Raw genomic sequence first — 15,817 nt, 5'->3', positions numbered from 1 at the left:
CTCAGGCCTCGACGTCGATCCACGCCTGCGCGAGCAGGGAGCGGGTGTCGCGGAGCAGCTGCGGCATCACCTTGGTCTCGCCGATGACCGTGATGAAGTTGGCGTCGCCACCCCACCGGGGCACCACGTGCATGTGCAGGTGCTCGGCCAGCGAGCCACCCGCCGCGGCACCGAGATTGAGGCCGACGTTGAAGGCGTGCGGCCGCGACACCGACTTGATCGCGCGGATCAGTCGCTGCGTGAAGGCCATCAACTCGGTGCTCTCGGCCTGGGTGAGGTCCTCGAGGTCGGCGACCTGCCGGTACGGCACGATCATCGAGTGGCCCGGGTTGTACGGGTACAGGTTCAGCACGCAGTAGACGCTCTCGCCGCGGGCGACGACGAGGCCGTCCTCGTCGGACATGAGCGGGATGTCGATGAAAGGATGGCTCGAGCCCGCGGAACCGCCCGCGGGCGCCTTGATGGACCCCGTGATGTAGGACATCCGGTGCGGACTCCACAGTCGGGTCAACCGGTCGGGTTCACCGGCCCCCTCGTCGCGGATCGAGTCGTCACTCACGCCGACCCCGGGACCAGGTTCTCGAACAACGCCTCCGTCGGCGACGCGTTCCGGCGCGTGCGCACCCAGTCGACGATCGCGTCGACCGCGGTGGCCACCGGCACGCCGTTGACCTGCGTACCGTCGCGGAACCGGAAGCTGACGGCGCCGGCCTGCTGGTCGCGGTCGCCGGCGAGCATCATGAACGGGACCTTACCCGTGGTGTGGTTGCGGATCTTCTTCTGCATCCGGTCCTCCGAGGCGTCGACCTCGGCGCGGATCCCGTGCTCGCGCAGGGCGTCGACCACCGACTGCAGGTGCGGTACGTAGTCCTCGGCGACCGGGATGCCGACCACCTGCACCGGCGACAACCACGCCGGGAACGCCCCCGCGTAGTGCTCGGTGAGGACACCGAAGAAGCGCTCGATCGACCCGAACAGCGCCCGGTGGATCATCACCGGACGGTGCTTGGCGCCGTCGGTGCCCGTGTACTCCAGCTCGAAGCGGTCGGGCAGCATCAGGTCGACCTGGATGGTCGACATCTGCCAGGTGCGCCCGATCGCGTCGCGGGCCTGCACCGAGATCTTCGGCGCGTAGAACGCCGCGCCGCCGGGGTCGTCGACGAGGTCGAGACCGAAGCTCGACGCCGCGTCGCGCAGCACCTCGGTCGCCTCGGCCCATGCCTCGTCGGAACCGATGGACTTCTCCGGGTTGCGCGTGGACAGCTCGAGGTAGAAGTCGTCGAGGCCGTAGTCGCGCAGCAGGTCGAGGACGAACTGCAGCAGCGAGCGCACCTCGTCGCCCATCTGTTCGCGGGTGCAGTAGATGTGGGCGTCGTCCTGGGTGAACCCGCGGGCACGGGTCAGACCGTGCACGACACCCGACTTCTCGTAGCGGTAGACGGTGCCGAACTCGAACAGCCGCAGCGGCAGCTCACGGTACGACCGCCCACGCGACCGGTAGATCAGGTTGTGCATCGGGCAGTTCATCGGCTTGAGGTAGTAGTCCACCGAGGGCTTCCGGATGGTGCCGTCGGCGTTGCGCTCCTCGTCGAGCTGCATGGGCGGATACATGCCCTCCGCGTACCAGTCGAGGTGCCCGGACAGCTCGAACAGCGAGCCCTTCGTGGCGTGCGGTGAGTAGACGAACTCGTAGCCGGCCTGTGCGTGGCGCAGTCGCGAGTAGTCTTCGAGCTCCTTGCGGATGATCCCGCCCCGGGGATGGAACACCGGGAGCCCCGAACCGATCTCGTCGGGGAAGCTGAACAGGTCGAGCTCGGCGCCGAGGCGGCGATGGTCGCGACGCTCGGCCTCCGCCAGGCGCTCCAGGTGGGTGTCGAGGGCCTCCTGCGACTCCCAGGCGGTGCCGTAGATGCGCTGCAGGCCGGCCTTCGACTGGTCACCACGCCAGTACGCCGCCGAGCTACGGGTGACCTTGAAGGCGGGGATGTACTTGGTGGTCGGCACGTGCGGGCCGCGACACAGGTCGCCCCAGATGCGCTCACCCGTCCGCGGATTGAGGTTGTCGTAGGCGGTGAGCTCCCCCCCACCGACCTCCATCACCTCGGGGTCGTCGGCCGACCCCTTGTCGTCGACGAGCTCGAGCTTGTACGGCTCGCCGGCGAGTTCGGCCTTGGCCTCCTCCGGCGACGCGTAGACCCGGCGCGAGAACCGCTGGCCGCTCTTGATGATCTGCTTCATCTTCTTCTCGAGGGCCGTGAGGTCCTCGGGCGTGAAGGGCTCGGCGACGTCGAAGTCGTAGTAGAAGCCGTCAGTGATCGGCGGGCCGATGCCGAGCTTCGCGTCGGGGAACAGCTCCTGCACGGCCTGGGCCAGCACGTGGGCGGTCGAGTGCCGGATGACCGAGCGACCGGCCTCGGAGTCGGCGCGAACCGGTTCGACGTCGACGTCGGCTTCCGGCGCCCACGACAGGTCGTGCAGAGCGCCGTCGGGGTCACGCACGACGACGATGGCGTCGGGTCCCTTGTTGGGCGCACCCGCGTCCCGCAGAGCGGTGCCCGCAGTGGTCCCGGCCGACACGCGGACGGATGCGGGCAGGACGTTCTCGGGCACGGTGGTGACTCCTCGCAGGTGACGGGGCAGCCGTCACCAGGCACCGGTGGCGGCCGGGTAGATCGTATCGGCCGCGCGGGGCCGGCCTCGGAGCCGTCGGGCGGCGGTGCGTCAGAACAGTGGGCTGGCCAGCCAGGACCACTCGATGCCGACCCACCCCGCGGCCAGCTTCAGCGCGCCCAGGATCCACAGGGTCGCGACGACCACGGCGAACGTGAAGAGCCCGAACAGCAGCTGCACCGACCAGTGCTGCACCTTGAGCCACTCGGCGAAGGCGTCGTACTTGGCGCGGGCGAACCGGAGAAGGCGGTGCGCCCAGCTGAACTCGGTCGCGAGGATCCCGAGGCCCGCGAACACGATCAGCCAGCCCGGCCCGGGATACGGGATCAGCACGACTCCGACGATCAGCACCGCGGTGCCGACGACACCGACACCGATCCGGTAGGCGAGATCCAGCGCCGGCTTCTCCGCGAGCTTCTGTCGCCGGCGCTGCAGGCTGTCGGGAAGCAGGCTGCCGGGCTCGTCGACGTCGTCGGCCGCGCGGGGACGGGACACCGCGGCGTCGGTCTGCTCGGTCATCTCAGGCGTCCTCGCGTCGGCGACAGGGTCGCCTCACAGAGTACGGAATCGGACACCGGCGGCGGTACAGCCGAAAGGTGGGTGTTGGGGCGAGGTGGGTGGTCCCGGCTGGGTTCGAACCAGCGACCTCCCCGGTGTGAACGGGACGCTCTTCCACTGAGCCACGGGACCGCGTGGAGCGGCGATGCGCTCCGACAGGTGCAGAACACTATCACGGTGATTCCGGTGCCCCCGCATCGCCGGCCTGTCGCCCGCACCACCCGGACCCGATCGGCGAAATGACGCTCACCAGGCGATTTGTAAGCGGTCCGGGCCTCGGATAGTGTTCCCTTTCGCACCGCGAGGCCCACAAGGCAGCGCGGGCACGCGGATGTAGCGCAGCTGGTAGCGCATCACCTTGCCAAGGTGAGGGTCGCGGGTTCGAATCCCGTCATCCGCTCGGAGGATGAATTTTCACCGTGGCGGTGTGGCCGAGTGGTGAGGCAACGGCCTGCAAAGCCGTGCACACGGGTTCGATTCCCGTCGCCGCCTCCAGATCGTCAACTCAATACCCGCGCGATTAGCTCAGTGGGAGAGCGCTTCCCTGACACGGAAGAGGTCACTGGTTCAATCCCAGTATCGCGCACCAGAACACGACGACGCCCCCGGAGCCACTGCTCCGGGGGCGTCGTCGTGTCGAAGGGTCAGCCGAACAGGCCGAGGAGGCCACTCAGCAGACCGCCGAGGCCGGTGGTCGGCTCGGTGTCGCCACCACCCGCGCTCCCCGACGACAGCAGTCCGAGCAGTGCGGCGAGGTCTGAAGAACCCATGGTCGATCCTTTCCCGAATCGGACGCGGCGGTGCGTCCGTCCCGTGACGGTAAATGTCAAATGACAAAGTTTGTGTCCGATTTAACAAACTTTTCGGATGTTGCGGGTGGTTCGAGCTACGCGGTCAGCCTCCCAGGAGGCCGCCGAACAGGCCGCCGAGCAGCTGAGCGAGGCCCAACCCGCCGACGCCGGCGCTGGGGGCGCCGCCGAGACTGTTCCACAGGGTGAGCAGTGCGTTGATGTTCTCCAGAGAGCCCACGATCGATCCTTTCCCGAACGGGATGCCCCACGGCGTCCGCACCGCGACCGTAGGTGTCGTATCGCGAAGATCTGATCCGATTCATCAAAGTTTCGGCTCGTCGCAACTGGTTCGCCGCGTCGCTCATGCAGCGGGGCGCTCGTCGACGACGAGGGGGACCTCTCGTCCGTCCCGGGCATTCGCGCGGAAGACCGGCTCGAGGGGCACGTCGACGGCTCCGGCCGCATTCGCGAGCAGACGGGTCCACCCGCGGTCCCACGGGGAGACGCCGTTGCGCCCAGGTCGTGTCAGCAGCAGCGCGAACCCACAGACGTGGTCCTCCCTACCGTCGAGCAGCTCCGACAACCGCAGCATGAGCAGGTCGGCGAGACACGGTTCGGCACGAGAGTCCGCTCCACCTGGATCAGCGCCTTGTGCAGCGTGCGATCGGGATGCACGGGCGCCACCCACACGAGCGGTTCCGAGAAGCCGAGCGGTCCCATCAGGGCGCGCCAACGCTGCCGGAGCTCCTCCGGAGACGTGAACGGGTCCTCGGCGGTCTCGAGAGGCGGGATCGGGTCGTCGATGTCCATGCACGGAACCATGACGTTCTCACCGCCGTCGGCCAATCGGTCTGTCCACAGGCGGCGAGGGTGTGGACGGGCGTCTTGACCGCCGCGTCGCGGACGCGGTCTCCTGTGCTGAGATGTGCCCATGGCGTCCCCGCAGATCGAGACCGTGACCGACGTCGACGACTCCGCGGCCGTGGCATCCGTTGCGGCGGTGACGTTCCCGCTCGCGTGTCCACCCGGGACGACGAGCGAGTCGACCGACGCGTTCGTCGCGGCGAACCTCACGCCCGCCCACTTCGCCGAGCACATCGCCGCACCCGACCGTGATGTGCTGATCGCCCGCGACGCCGGCGGGGCCATCGTCGGGTACACCCTCGTCGTGCACGCCGACCCGTCGGATCCCGAAGTACGCGAGGCGGTCCCGATGCGACCGGTCAGCGAGATCTCGAAGGTCTACGTCGTGGCGGCCGCGCACGGGACGGGGACCGCGCAGGCGCTCGTCGCGGCGTCGCTGGACCGCGCCGTCGACCGCGGCAGCGTCGCCGCCTGGCTCGGTGTGAGCAATGTCAACGTCCGCGCCCAGCGCTTCTACACCAAGACCGGTTTCCGCATCGCCGGCCGGAAGTCGTTCTGGCTCGGCGGGATCGAGGAACGCGACTATGTGATGGTCCGCGACCTCGCAGACCCGCGTCCCGACTAGTCGGTCCCGGCCTAGTTCTTCGACTCGGCGAACCGCGACAGCGCGAGAAGGCGGGACGTCGCGCGCAGGTACTTCTTGCGGTATCCGCCGGCGAGCATCTCCTCGGTGAACAGCTCGTCGAGCTTGCCGCCCGACACCATCAGCGGGATGTTCGCGTCGTAGAGGCGGTCGGCGAGGACGACGAGCCGCAGCGCGACGGTCTGATCCGGGGCGGCGTGCACACCGGATACGCAGGCCAGCGTGACGCCCTCGACCAGCGCTTTGTACTTCGACGGGTGCAGGGTCCCCAGGTGCTTGCACAGCGCGTCGAACTCGTCGAGCGTGGCGCCCTCGGTGCGGTCGGCAAGCTCGGCGAGCTCGGCGTCGGAGTGGGGCTCGGGCGCGGGTGGCAGGTCGCGGTGGCGGTAGTCGGGGCCGTCGACGCGCACGGTGTCGAAGACGCCGGCGAGCTTGCGGATCTCGCGCAGGAAGTCCTGGGCGGCGAACCGCCCCTCGCCCAGCTGTCCCGGGAGCGTGTTCGACGTCGCGGCGATCGAGACACCCTTTGCGGTCAGCTCGGTGAGCAGTCGGGAGACGAGCATCGTGTCACCGGGATCGTCGAGTTCGAACTCGTCGATGCAGATGACGCTGTGCTGCGACAGCCGTTCGACCGACGCGGTGAAACCCAGCGCACCGACGACGTGGGTCAGCTCGACGAACGTCGCGAACGCCTTCGGCTCGGGCATCTGGTGGAAGATCGACGCGAGCAGGTGGGTCTTGCCGACGCCGAACCCGCCGTCGAGGTAGAGGCCGACGCCCTGGCCCGGTGTGCGCTTGCCGAAAAGGCTCTTCTTGCCCGCCCGCGCCTTCTGCGCCTTCTCGACGAACTCGCGACCTGCCTCGACCGCCGCCGCCTGCGACGGCTCGTCCGGGTCCGGGATGTAGGAGTCGAAACTCACGTCGTCGAACATCGGCGGCGGCACCATCTGGTGCACCAGGTCCTCCGGCGACACCTGCGGCGTGCGGTCGACAAGACGTGCGGTCATCCGCTGACAGTAGCGACGACATGGACAATGAACGGATGTACCTCGTCCAGAAGGCGACCCAGGTCACAGTCGACGACGCCGAGCTGCGTCGGCTGTACGCGTACCCCGATCCCGAGCATCCCGATCCGCGGTGTCACGTGCGCGTGAACATGGTCTCCTCCCTCGACGGTGCCGCGAACCGCGACGGCGCGTCGGCCGGGCTCGGCGGCGACGGGGACAAGCGGATCTTCGGCGTCCTGCGCGATCTCGCCGACGTCGTCCTCGTCGGCTCCGGCACGGTCACCGGCGAGGGCTACGGCCCGATCGACGCCGACCCATCCGACCCGACGCTGCCGACGCTCGCGATCGTGTCCGGCTCGCTCAGCCTCGACCCCGACTCCGAGGCCGTCCGCGCCCCGCAGACCACCGTGCTCACCTGCTCGTCGGCGCCCGAGGACCGTCGGCGACGCCTCGTCGACGCCGGGGCCACCCTCGTCGACTGCGGGGGCGACAACGTCGAGTTGCCCCGCGCGCTCGCCCATCTCGCGTCCCGCGGCCGGTGGCGTGTGCTCAGCGAGGGCGGGCCCGGACTGCTCGGCCGGCTCGCGGCCGCCGACCTCGTCGACGAGCTGTGCCTGACCATCGGCCCCACGATGCTCGCCGGGTCCGCCGGGCGTATCGCACACGGCGACGACGAGATCGACCCCCGCACGATGACCCGCGACCACGTCCTCGCCGACGACGAGGGGTTCCTGTTCACACGGTGGTCCCGGGCCACCGACGACCGCTGACCCGCGACGAGGCGGGCCGCCACGCCCACGTGACTACAGTCGCCGACATGCGCCCGACCACGACGCCGCGGACCCGTCGACCGCGCCGTCGCCTCCTCGGTGCGCTCTGTCTGGTGCTGGCTGCGATCACCATGGCGGGCTGCGCCGTCGGTCCGGACACCGGCCCTCCGCTGATCGTCCAGGACGGCGGCGGCGCCGGGGCCGGCGCCACGTCCACTCCCCCGCGACCGCCGACGCTGTCGGCACCGCGCAGCGATCTGGCGTGGCGAACCTGTCCCACGAACCTGGCATCCCGGTTCGGGCTGCCCGCGCCCGGCGGCGACGTCCGGGTCGATTGCGCGACATTCGAGGCGACCGTCACCCCGGGCGTCGCGACACGCGACACCGTCAGCGTGGCCGCCGTCCGGTTCCGACTGACCTCCACCCCGGCGTCCGGGGCGCCGCTCGTCGTCACCTCCGGCACCGACATGCCGTCGGCGGTGGCCGGCCTGCTCCTGGCCGACGGACCGGGACGTGCGCTGCTCGCCGACCACCCGCTCGTCGCCGTCGACCGACGCGGGACCGGCTCGAGCGGTCCGCTGGACTGCTTCACCAGCCAGGAACGGTCGGTGGTCCTCGCCAACGGCCTGACCCCGTCGACCCGCGACGCGCAGGCCCGGGGCGACCTGCTCGCCACCACCGCCGGTGAGGCCGCCGACGCCTGCACCGAGACGATCAGCCCCTATCAACTCGCGTTCACCTCCGCCAACGCCGCGGGCGACCTCGAGCAGTTGCGCCGCACCTGGGGTGTCGACCGCATCGGCATCCTCGGCGTGGGCTCGGGGGCCGACGTCGCGCTGGCCTACGCCGGGCTCTACCGCGATCGCGTGGGGCGACTGATCCTCGACACCCCCACCGCCTACGGGGCGTCGGTGCGTGATCGCGCGCAACAGGTCGCCGCGGGCACCGACGCGGCCGTCGCCGGGTTCGCGTCCGACTGCGCCTCGCAGGGCTGCCCCCTCGGGTCGGATCCGGGTGCCGCGATCCGCTCGCTGGTGCAGCGAGGTGCGCAGGGGGGTCTCGGCGACCTCACCGACAGCGACGTGCTCGCAGCGCTGTCCACCGAGATCGCGCTGACCACCACCGACCGCGCTTCGACGATCACCCGCGTCGCAGGGCTGCTGGCCGAGCCGGCGTCACCCGCATTCGCGGCCGCCGTGGACCGCGCACGGGCACTGCGCGGCACCGACGGCCAGCTCCTGTCGCGCTGCAACGACGCGAGCAGTTCGATCGGTCGCTCCGACGTGAGCGCGCTGCAGCAGGCGTGGCAGAGCCGGTACCCCTACACCGGGTCCGACACGGCGCTCTCGCTGCTGCGGTGCTCCGGGTGGCCCGCCGGACCCGCCGCGCCGCGCCCACTCGGCTTTGACGTCCCCCTCCTGGTGCTCACCAGCGGCTTCGACACCATCAACGGCGGCACAGGTGCGGGCGCCCTCACCCCGCTGATCATCACCGCCGGTGGCACCGCGTCGACCATCACCTACGACGGGCCCGGTTTCGGCGTGACCGCCCACTCCGACTGCGCCGCGGACATCGTGAACCGCTACGCACGGTCGGGCGACGTACCGCCGTCCGGCGCGTGCCCGTCCTGACCCGCCGCCTCAGGGAACGCCGGCGCGAGTCGTAGTACGGTGCGCGGGTGCCGCTTGACCTCTCTGCGCGCAGCGATGCCCGTCTGTTCCCCTCGATGTCCACCCAGCGGATCGTCGCGCTGATCCTGTGGCCGATCACCGTCGTGATCATCCTGCAGCGGTCGATCATCATGGGCGTCAACGGCGATCGCACCGACGACTTCCGCCCCGTCTACGACGCGGCGTTGGCCTTCCTCAACGGGCGCGCGGTGTACGGCGAGAACTACGACACCGTCGACCCGCACTACCTGTACCCGCCGTCGGGCACGCTGCTGATGTCCCCGATGGCCTACATCGATCCCGAACGCGCCCGCTGGATCTTCATCGCTGTGTCCGTGGTCGCCCTCATCGCGTCGGCCTACCTGCTGATCCGGATGTTCGGCTTCGACGCCCGCTCGGTCGCCTTCCCGGTGGTGCTGTTCTTCTTCTTCTGCACCGAGACCGTCGCGCACACACTGATCTTCACGAACTTCAACTCGTTCGTGCTGCTCGGCGAGGTGGCGTTCCTGATGCTGATGCTGAAGCGGCGCGACTGGTGGGCCGGGGTCCCCATCGGCATCACCCTGGCCGTCAAGCCGGTGCTCGCACCGCTGCTCCTGCTGCCGCTGCTGAACCGGCAGTGGCGGGTGTTCGCCGGCGCCGTCGGGATCCCGCTGGTCCTCACCGCCCTCGCCTGGCCGATCTCGGCCGACCCGGTCGACTTCATCAAGCGCACCGTGCCGTATCTCGGCGAGGCGCGGGACTACTACAACAGCTCGATCGCGGGCAACGGCGCGTACTTCGGCGTCCAGTCGTGGCTGCTCTACGTGCTCCGCATCGCGTTCGTGCTGATGGCGATCTTCTGCCTGTGGTTCCTCTACACGCAGTACCGCCGCACCGACGAGCTGCTGTGGGCGGCCACCTCGAGCGGTGTCCTCCTGGCCACCTCGTTCCTCGTGTCCTCGCTGGGCCAGGGCTACTACTCGATGATGCTGTTCCCCCTGTTGATGACCGTCGTCCGGCCCGGGTCGGTGATGCGCAACTGGCCCGCGTGGCTGGGCGTCGTCGGGTGCATGACGTTCGACTCGTTCATCTCGAAACGGTTCGCGGCCTTCGGCCGCATGCTCGAGTACAACAAGGTGACCTGGGGATGGTCACTGCTGCTCATCGCCATCTTCTGTGTGTTGCTGTTCCGCTGGTTGGACCTCCGCGCCCAGCGCGACACCCCGGCGGTCGACAGCCCGCGCGCTACCGTGGACGCATGAGCGTCGACCGCACCAGCAGCATCACTCCCCCCGTCCAGAAATCCGACGAGGAATGGCGCGCCCAGCTCACCCCCGAGGAGTACCGGGTGCTGCGGCAGGCAGGCACCGAGGCGCCCTTCGTCGGTGAGTACACCGACACCAAGACCGTGGGCGTCTACCGCTGCCGCGCCTGCGACGCCGAGCTCTTCCGCAGCGAGCAGAAGTTCGACTCGCACTGCGGCTGGCCGTCGTTCTTCAGCCCCCTCGCCGGTGACGCGATCATCGAGCGCGAGGACCGGTCGATGGGGATGTTGCGCGTCGAGGTCCTCTGCGCGAACTGCGGCAGCCACCTCGGGCACGTGTTCTCCGGCGAGGGCTACGACACCCCGACCGACCTGCGCTACTGCATCAATTCCATCTCGATGCGCCTGGAGGAGGCCTGAGCCCCACCGTCAGGGCAGCGCGGCGACCAGCTGGTCCACCTCGACGCGGGGGCCGGTGTAGAACGGGATCTCCTCGCGGACGTGCAGCCGCGCCTCGGTGGCACGCAGGTCGCGCATGAGGTCGACGATGCGGTGCAGTTCAGCGGCCTCGAAGGCGAGGATCCACTCGTAGTCGCCCAGGGCGAACGACGCGACGGTGTTCGCTCGGACGTCCTTGTACTCCCGGGCCGCCTTGCCGTGGTCGGCGAGCATCTTCCGCCGCTCGGCGTCGGGCAGGAGGTACCACTCGTAGCTGCGGACGAACGGGTAGACGCAGATGTACGCACCCGGCTCCTCCCCGGCGAGGAACGCCGGAACGTGGCTCTTGTTGAACTCCGCCGGGCGGTGGAGCGCCGCATTGCTCCACACCGCGGTGCACGCGCGCCCCAGGGTCGTCGACCGTCGGAAGTCGGCGTAGGCGCGCTGCAGGTCCTCGATGTGTTCGGCGTGCCACCAGATCATGAAATCGGCGTCGGCGCGCATCCCCGCGACGTCGTAGAGACCGCGGACCACGACGCCGCTGGTCTCGAGCTTGTCGACGAACTCGCGCGTCTCGGCGATGACGTCGGCGCGATCGTCGGGGAGCTCACCGGGACGGACCGCGAACACCGAGAACATCAGGTAGCGGACGGTGGAGTTCAGCGCGGCGTAGTCGAGACGGCTCATGTGCCCATCGTGCCACCGGCGCCGGGGGCGTCGGCCGTGAGATGCGTGACGATGCGCGCCGCCGCGACCTGTGCGCGGGCGATGCAGGCGGGGACGCCGACGCCCGCGTAGGTGGCACCGCAGGTGGCGACACCGTCCGGCAGTGCGGCGTCGGCCTCCGCGACGAGGGCGAGATGCCCGGGCCCGTAGCGCGGCAACCCGACCGGCCACCGCTGCACGACGGCGTCGAGCACCTCGTCCGGTCGCGGCGCACTCCCGCCGGCGAGGGTGCACACGAGCCCGAGGTCGGTGACGGCCGCGCCGATCAGCTCGTCGTCGGCGACGGCATCGACCGGGTCGCCGAGGCGTCCGAACGACACCCGGACCAACCGCGGCCCAATGCCGAGATGCGGCCACTTCTGCGACGACAGGGTGATCGCCTTCGCGGTCGTCGCCTCCCCCGTCGCCACGAGGACACCCGAGTGGTCCGGCAGCGTCGTCGCCTCGTCGAGCGCCAGCACGACCAGCGCAGACCCGGCGACCTGCACCCGGGACAGGGCCGACACAGACTGCGTCGCATCGGGATCGAGCAGAGCGGCCGCGGCGGGCGCCGGGACCGCCAGCACGACGGCGTCGCAGGTGAGGTCGGGCTCCCCCTCGACCGACACCGCCCACCCGTTCCCGTCCCGGGTCATCGCGGTGACCGGCGTGTCGTAGCGCGGTTCGACTCCGGCGGCGTCGACGAGAGCGTCGATCAGCGTGCGGTACCCGCCGTCGAGTGCGCCGAAGACCGGCGCGTCCGACGGTGGGGGCAGAACGGCGGACACCGCCGCGGTGAGGCTGGGCGCCCCGGCATCGAGGCGGGCGGCGATCTGTGGCAACGCCGCGCGCAGTCCGATGTCGTCGGCGCGGGCGGAGTACACCCCCGACAGCATCGGGTCGACGCTGCGGTCGACGACCGAGCGACCGAAGCGGTCGGCGACGAGCTCGCCGATCGCGACGTCGTCCCCCGGCGTCCACGACCACGGGCGGTCCGGCTCGGATGCCATCGTCGCGAGGTCGTCGGCGTCGGCGACCGCGGCCACCGCCTCGGGCGTGGCCGGTATACCCATCACGGTCGGACGCGGCAGCGGCTGCAGGGCGCCGCGCGCGAGGACGGCGGGGCGGCGGGTCGTCGGCGTGACGACATGCCCCGACAGCCCGAGCCGCTCGATCAGCCGCACCGCCTCGGGACGCCGGACGATGAACGACTCCGCGCCCGCGTCGACGTCGACGCCCGCGACGGAGCGCGACGTCAGCAGGCCTCCGGGCCGCGACGACCCCTCCAGGACGTCGATGCGGGCCGTCGACCCGAGCGCGTCACGCAGCGCGAGCGCGGCCGCCAGTCCCGAGATGCCCGCACCGACGACGGCGACGCGGGGACCGTCGCTCATGCCGTGTGGACGAGCTCGACGATCCGGGTCAGCACGTCGGGGTCGGTGGACGGCAGCACGCCGTGTCCGAGGTTGACGATGTGTCCGGTGGCACCCGCCGCGACCGCGGCCTCGCCCTCGGCCAGCACGCGGCGGACCTCCGCCTCGACGACCTCCCACGGCGCGGACAGGATCGACGGGTCGATGTTGCCCTGCAGCGCCTTCCCCGGTCCGACGCGCCGCGCGGCGTCGTCGAGCGGGATCCGCCAGTCGACGCCCACGACGTCGGCGCCCACGGCACCCATCTCGTGCAGCAACTCCCCCGTGCCGACGCCGAAGTGGATGCGGGGACGCCCGTACTCGGCGACCTCCGCGAGGACACGACGGGTCTGCGGCGCGACGAACCGGCGATAGTCGGCCAGCGACAGCGCACCCGCCCACGAGTCGAACAGCTGCACCGCGTGCACACCGGCGTCGAGCTGGACGCGCAGGAAGGTGATGGTGATGTCGGCCAGGGCGGCGAGCAGTCGCTCCCAGATCTGCGGATCCCCGTGCATGAGCGCCTTCGTGCGCTCGTAGGTGCGGCTCGGGCCGCCCTCCACCAGGTAGGACGCGAGGGTGAACGGGGCACCCGCGAAGCCGATGAGTGCGGTGTCCTCGGGCAGCTCGCCGAGGATGGTGCCGATGCCCGTCGCGATCGAACCGACCTCGCCGGGGATCAGACGCGGGATCGCCTCGACCGCGCCCCGGTCGCGAACCGGCGACGCGATCACCGGACCGGTGCCGGCGACGATGTCGAGGTCGATGCCCGCTGCACGCAGCGGGACGACGATGTCGGAGAAGAGGATGGCGGCGTCGACGCCGTGACGGCGAACGGGCTGCAGGGTGATCTCGGCGAGCAGGTCGGCGTCGAAGCACGACTCGAGCATCCCCCGGTCGGCTCGGATGGCGCGGTACTCCGGCAGCGACCGCCCGGCCTGACGCATGAACCAGATGGGACGACGGGACGGGGTGGCGCCGGTCGCGGCCGCGATCAGGGGCATACGGCGCACACTGCCCGGCGTCTGCTGCGTCTTCACGCACCCATGGTCCCACGGCGCCCGCAGGTCCCCGCCCGGCGCGCCTCCTGCGCACAGGGGGTCGCTCGGCCTACCGTGCCTCACGTGACCTCATCCGGGGCTCGCACGGAGCCCGACGACTTCCGTAGCGCCGTCGACTCGATGCACGCTGCGCGTATCCGCCCCGACATCGAGGTCGGCAGCATTCGTCCGCCCCAGCGACTCGCGCCCTTCAGCCACGCGATCGGGGCGGAGGTCCGCACCATCGACCCCGACTCCGCGCAGATCCCCACCGATTCCGAGGGCAGCGCCTTCGGTCGACTGATCCTCCTCTACGACCCCGAGGGTCAGGACGCCTGGAACGGCACGATGCGCCTCGTCGCGTTCATCCAGGCCGAGGTGGAGGCCGCCCTGGCCACCGATCCCCTGCTCCCGGAGGTCGCGTGGAGCTGGCTCGTCGACGCCCTGTCCGGTGGGCCGCTGTCGGAGGACAGCGTCACCGCGCTCGGCGGCACGGTGACCTCGACGACGTCGGTCCGCTACGGCGACATCGCCGGACCGCCGCGCGCCCACCAGCTGGAGCTGCGTGCGTCGTGGACGGCGTTGTCGGTGGATCTGGCCGCCCACGTCGAGGCGTTCTGCGACGTCCTGTCCCTGGCCGCGGGTCTGCCGCCGAGCGGTGTGACGACACTCGGTGTCGGCGACCGCGTCACCTGACGCGGATGACCACTCCCACCGGCGGTGATCCCTCGGGGACCGACACCGCCGCCGACGATCCCACCGCGGTCGACGAGCCGACCGTCGTGGCGCTGGAGCACCCGGCCGAGGGTGTGCCGCCGGTGCTGTCGCTGCCCGAGGAGTTCGCCGACGCGGCGCGACGCATCGCCGAGGGCGAGGGACCGATCGCCCTCGACACCGAGCGTGCGTCGGGGTTCCGCTATTCCAACCGCGCGTACCTGATCCAGATCCGCCGCCGCGGCGCCGGGTCTTTCCTCATCGACCCGATCGACCACCCCGACGCACTCGCACCGCTGATCGCGGCCCTCGACGGGCCGCAGTGGGTGCTGCACGCGGCCGACCAGGACCTACCGTGCCTGCGTGACCTCGACTTCGTCTGCGCCGACCTGTTCGACACCGAGCTGGGCGGTCGGCTGCTCGGACTGCCCCGCGTGAACCTGGCGGCGATGGTGGCGCACTTCCTCGGCATGGGTCTGGCCAAGGGACACGGCGCCGCCGACTGGTCGCGGCGACCCCTCCCCGACGACTGGCTGAACTACGCCGCGCTCGACGTCGAGGTCCTCGTCGAGCTGCGGGACGCCGTCGCCACCGCGCTCGACGAGGCCGGCAAGGCCGACTGGGCGGCACAGGAGTTCGACCACGTCCGCACCAAGCCCGAGCCCGCACCCCGACCGGACCGATGGCGACGGACCTCGGGGCTGCACACGGTCAAGTCCCCGCGCGTGCTCGCCGCGGTCCGCGAACTGTGGACCGCCCGCGAACAGGTCGCCGAGCAGCGCGACATCGCCCCCGGTCGCGTCCTGCCCGACTCCGCGATCGTCGCCGCGGCGACCGCCGCGCCGACCTCGGTCGAGGAGCTCACGTCGCTCCCGGTCTTCGGCGGTCACCGCCAACGTCGTTCCGCACGGCGGTGGTTCGACGCACTGGACCGCGCGCGGCGTCTGCCCGACTCCGAGCTCCCACCCCGCACCGCCCGCAGCGTGGGCCTGCCCGCGGTCAACCGGTGGTCGAACCGCAACCCGGCCGCCGCCGCGCGGATCGGCGCCGCCCGGCCGGCGATGGCCGCACTGTCGGAGCAGGTCTCGACGCCGGTGGAGAACCTCCTCCAGCCGGACATCCTGCGTCAGATCTGTTGGGACGGTGTGGAACCCGCAACCGACGAGGCGGTCGCCGAGCGGCTGCGCTCACTCGGCGCACGGCCGTGGCAGGCACAGACCTGCGGGCCGGTCGTCGCCGAGGCACTGCGGACGGCGGGGACCGAGACGGCGGACTGAGACCGCCGCGCG

Annotated in this window: 17 protein-coding genes and 4 tRNA genes; 10 read left to right on the top strand and 11 right to left on the bottom strand. The window is 70.8% G+C overall.

The features are described from left to right. Nucleotide 1: 1 nt before the first annotated feature. The 4 genes from LX12_RS01515 to LX12_RS01500 all read right to left on the bottom strand — a co-directional run bounded on the left by LX12_RS01515 (nt 2) and on the right by LX12_RS01500 (nt 3,360). Nucleotides 2-559: an ATP adenylyltransferase gene (locus tag LX12_RS01515; protein WP_253652727.1), complete on the bottom strand. Its 558-nt coding sequence runs from the start codon at nt 557-559 to the stop codon at nt 2-4. Beyond that, the gene (thrS, locus tag LX12_RS01510; RefSeq protein WP_253652726.1) at nt 556-2,610 is read right to left on the bottom strand and encodes a threonine--tRNA ligase; all 2,055 of its coding nucleotides are present in this window, start codon (nt 2,608-2,610) and stop codon (nt 556-558) included. The genes LX12_RS01515 and thrS overlap by 4 nt, the downstream gene beginning before the upstream one ends. Nucleotides 2,611-2,721: 111 nt before the next feature. Then, nucleotides 2,722-3,189 (bottom strand): TIGR02611 family protein, encoded by a 468-nt coding sequence (locus tag LX12_RS01505; RefSeq protein ID WP_253652725.1) that lies wholly within the window; start codon nt 3,187-3,189, stop codon nt 2,722-2,724. Nucleotides 3,190-3,288: 99 nt separating this feature from the next. After that, nucleotides 3,289-3,360 (bottom strand) — tRNA-Val (locus LX12_RS01500). 195 nt (nt 3,361-3,555) lie between these two features. Between LX12_RS01500 and LX12_RS01495 the strand changes: the two genes are divergently transcribed. The 3 genes from LX12_RS01495 (at nt 3,556) to LX12_RS01485 (ending at nt 3,817) form a co-directional block, all read left to right on the top strand. Then, a tRNA-Gly gene (locus LX12_RS01495) sits at nt 3,556-3,628 on the top strand. Between the two features lie 21 nt (nt 3,629-3,649). Next, nucleotides 3,650-3,723: transfer RNA gene (locus tag LX12_RS01490), tRNA-Cys, on the top strand. A gap of 19 nt (nt 3,724-3,742) precedes the next feature. Next, nucleotides 3,743-3,817: transfer RNA gene (locus LX12_RS01485), tRNA-Val, on the top strand. 55 nt (nt 3,818-3,872) lie between these two features. On the opposite strand, the gene LX12_RS21845 is transcribed toward LX12_RS01485, so the two are convergent. The 3 genes from LX12_RS21845 to LX12_RS01480 all read right to left on the bottom strand — a co-directional run bounded on the left by LX12_RS21845 (nt 3,873) and on the right by LX12_RS01480 (nt 4,611). Beyond that, entirely contained in the window at nt 3,873-3,998 is a 126-nt protein-coding gene (locus LX12_RS21845; protein WP_301284030.1) for a hypothetical protein, read from the bottom strand. 124 nt (nt 3,999-4,122) lie between these two features. Further along, nucleotides 4,123-4,257: a hypothetical protein gene (locus LX12_RS21840; protein WP_301284029.1), complete on the bottom strand. Its 135-nt coding sequence runs from the start codon at nt 4,255-4,257 to the stop codon at nt 4,123-4,125. A 123-nt stretch (nt 4,258-4,380) separates the two neighbouring features. Beyond that, on the bottom strand, nt 4,381-4,611 hold the full coding sequence (locus tag LX12_RS01480; RefSeq protein ID WP_253652724.1) for a hypothetical protein: 231 nt from the start codon (nt 4,609-4,611) through the stop codon (nt 4,381-4,383). 339 nt (nt 4,612-4,950) lie between these two features. On the opposite strand from LX12_RS01480, the gene LX12_RS01475 reads away from it, so the two are divergent. Continuing rightward, nucleotides 4,951-5,508, top strand: a complete 558-nt coding sequence (locus LX12_RS01475) for a GNAT family N-acetyltransferase (RefSeq protein ID WP_253652723.1) — start codon at nt 4,951-4,953, stop codon at nt 5,506-5,508. 11 nt (nt 5,509-5,519) lie between these two features. Here LX12_RS01475 and zapE read toward each other — a convergent pair whose 3' ends face one another. Further along, a complete protein-coding gene (gene zapE / locus LX12_RS01470) occupies nt 5,520-6,533 on the bottom strand; it encodes a cell division protein ZapE (protein ID WP_253652722.1) in 1,014 nt (337 codons plus the stop codon). Nucleotides 6,534-6,568: 35 nt separating this feature from the next. Between zapE and LX12_RS01465 the strand changes: the two genes are divergently transcribed. The 4 genes from LX12_RS01465 to msrB all read left to right on the top strand — a co-directional run bounded on the left by LX12_RS01465 (nt 6,569) and on the right by msrB (nt 10,639). Next, nucleotides 6,569-7,303 (top strand): pyrimidine reductase family protein, encoded by a 735-nt coding sequence (locus tag LX12_RS01465; protein WP_253652721.1) that lies wholly within the window; start codon nt 6,569-6,571, stop codon nt 7,301-7,303. 47 nt (nt 7,304-7,350) lie between these two features. Beyond that, nucleotides 7,351-8,934, top strand: coding sequence for an alpha/beta hydrolase (locus LX12_RS01460; protein ID WP_253652720.1), 1,584 nt, complete (start codon nt 7,351-7,353; stop codon nt 8,932-8,934). A 95-nt stretch (nt 8,935-9,029) separates the two neighbouring features. Beyond that, nucleotides 9,030-10,217 carry a glycosyltransferase family 87 protein gene (locus LX12_RS01455; RefSeq protein WP_253653144.1) on the top strand — a complete coding sequence of 396 codons (1,188 nt, stop codon included), beginning with the start codon at nt 9,030-9,032 and terminating at the stop codon, nt 10,215-10,217. Next, nucleotides 10,214-10,639, top strand: coding sequence for a peptide-methionine (R)-S-oxide reductase MsrB (msrB, locus tag LX12_RS01450; protein WP_253652719.1), 426 nt, complete (start codon nt 10,214-10,216; stop codon nt 10,637-10,639). The genes LX12_RS01455 and msrB overlap by 4 nt, the downstream gene beginning before the upstream one ends. A 9-nt stretch (nt 10,640-10,648) precedes the next feature. On the opposite strand, the gene hemQ is transcribed toward msrB, so the two are convergent. From hemQ to hemE, 3 genes are read right to left on the bottom strand one after another with little or no spacing between them, the layout of a single operon-like run. Further along, the gene (gene hemQ / locus LX12_RS01445) at nt 10,649-11,344 is read right to left on the bottom strand and encodes a hydrogen peroxide-dependent heme synthase (RefSeq protein WP_253652718.1); all 696 of its coding nucleotides are present in this window, start codon (nt 11,342-11,344) and stop codon (nt 10,649-10,651) included. After that, nucleotides 11,341-12,756, bottom strand: coding sequence for a protoporphyrinogen oxidase (gene hemG / locus LX12_RS01440; protein ID WP_253652717.1), 1,416 nt, complete (start codon nt 12,754-12,756; stop codon nt 11,341-11,343). Before hemG ends, hemQ begins: the two co-directional genes overlap by 4 nt. Beyond that, the gene (gene hemE, locus LX12_RS01435; RefSeq protein ID WP_253653143.1) at nt 12,753-13,778 is read right to left on the bottom strand and encodes a uroporphyrinogen decarboxylase; all 1,026 of its coding nucleotides are present in this window, start codon (nt 13,776-13,778) and stop codon (nt 12,753-12,755) included. The genes hemG and hemE overlap by 4 nt, the downstream gene beginning before the upstream one ends. A gap of 120 nt (nt 13,779-13,898) precedes the next feature. On the opposite strand from hemE, the gene LX12_RS01430 reads away from it, so the two are divergent. Then, nucleotides 13,899-14,510, top strand: coding sequence for a DUF3000 domain-containing protein (locus LX12_RS01430; protein ID WP_253652716.1), 612 nt, complete (start codon nt 13,899-13,901; stop codon nt 14,508-14,510). A 5-nt stretch (nt 14,511-14,515) separates the two neighbouring features. Continuing rightward, complete coding sequence (locus tag LX12_RS01425) at nt 14,516-15,805, top strand: HRDC domain-containing protein (RefSeq protein ID WP_253652715.1); 1,290 nt, start codon at nt 14,516-14,518, stop codon at nt 15,803-15,805. Nucleotides 15,806-15,817 lie beyond the last annotated feature (12 nt).

Source organism: Williamsia serinedens (assembly GCF_024171725.1).
Taxonomy (GTDB): Bacteria; Actinomycetota; Actinomycetes; order Mycobacteriales; family Mycobacteriaceae; genus Williamsia_A; species Williamsia_A serinedens.
The sequence above is the reverse complement of the archived record's forward strand: the minus strand, read 5'-3'. Positions and strand labels throughout refer to the sequence as shown.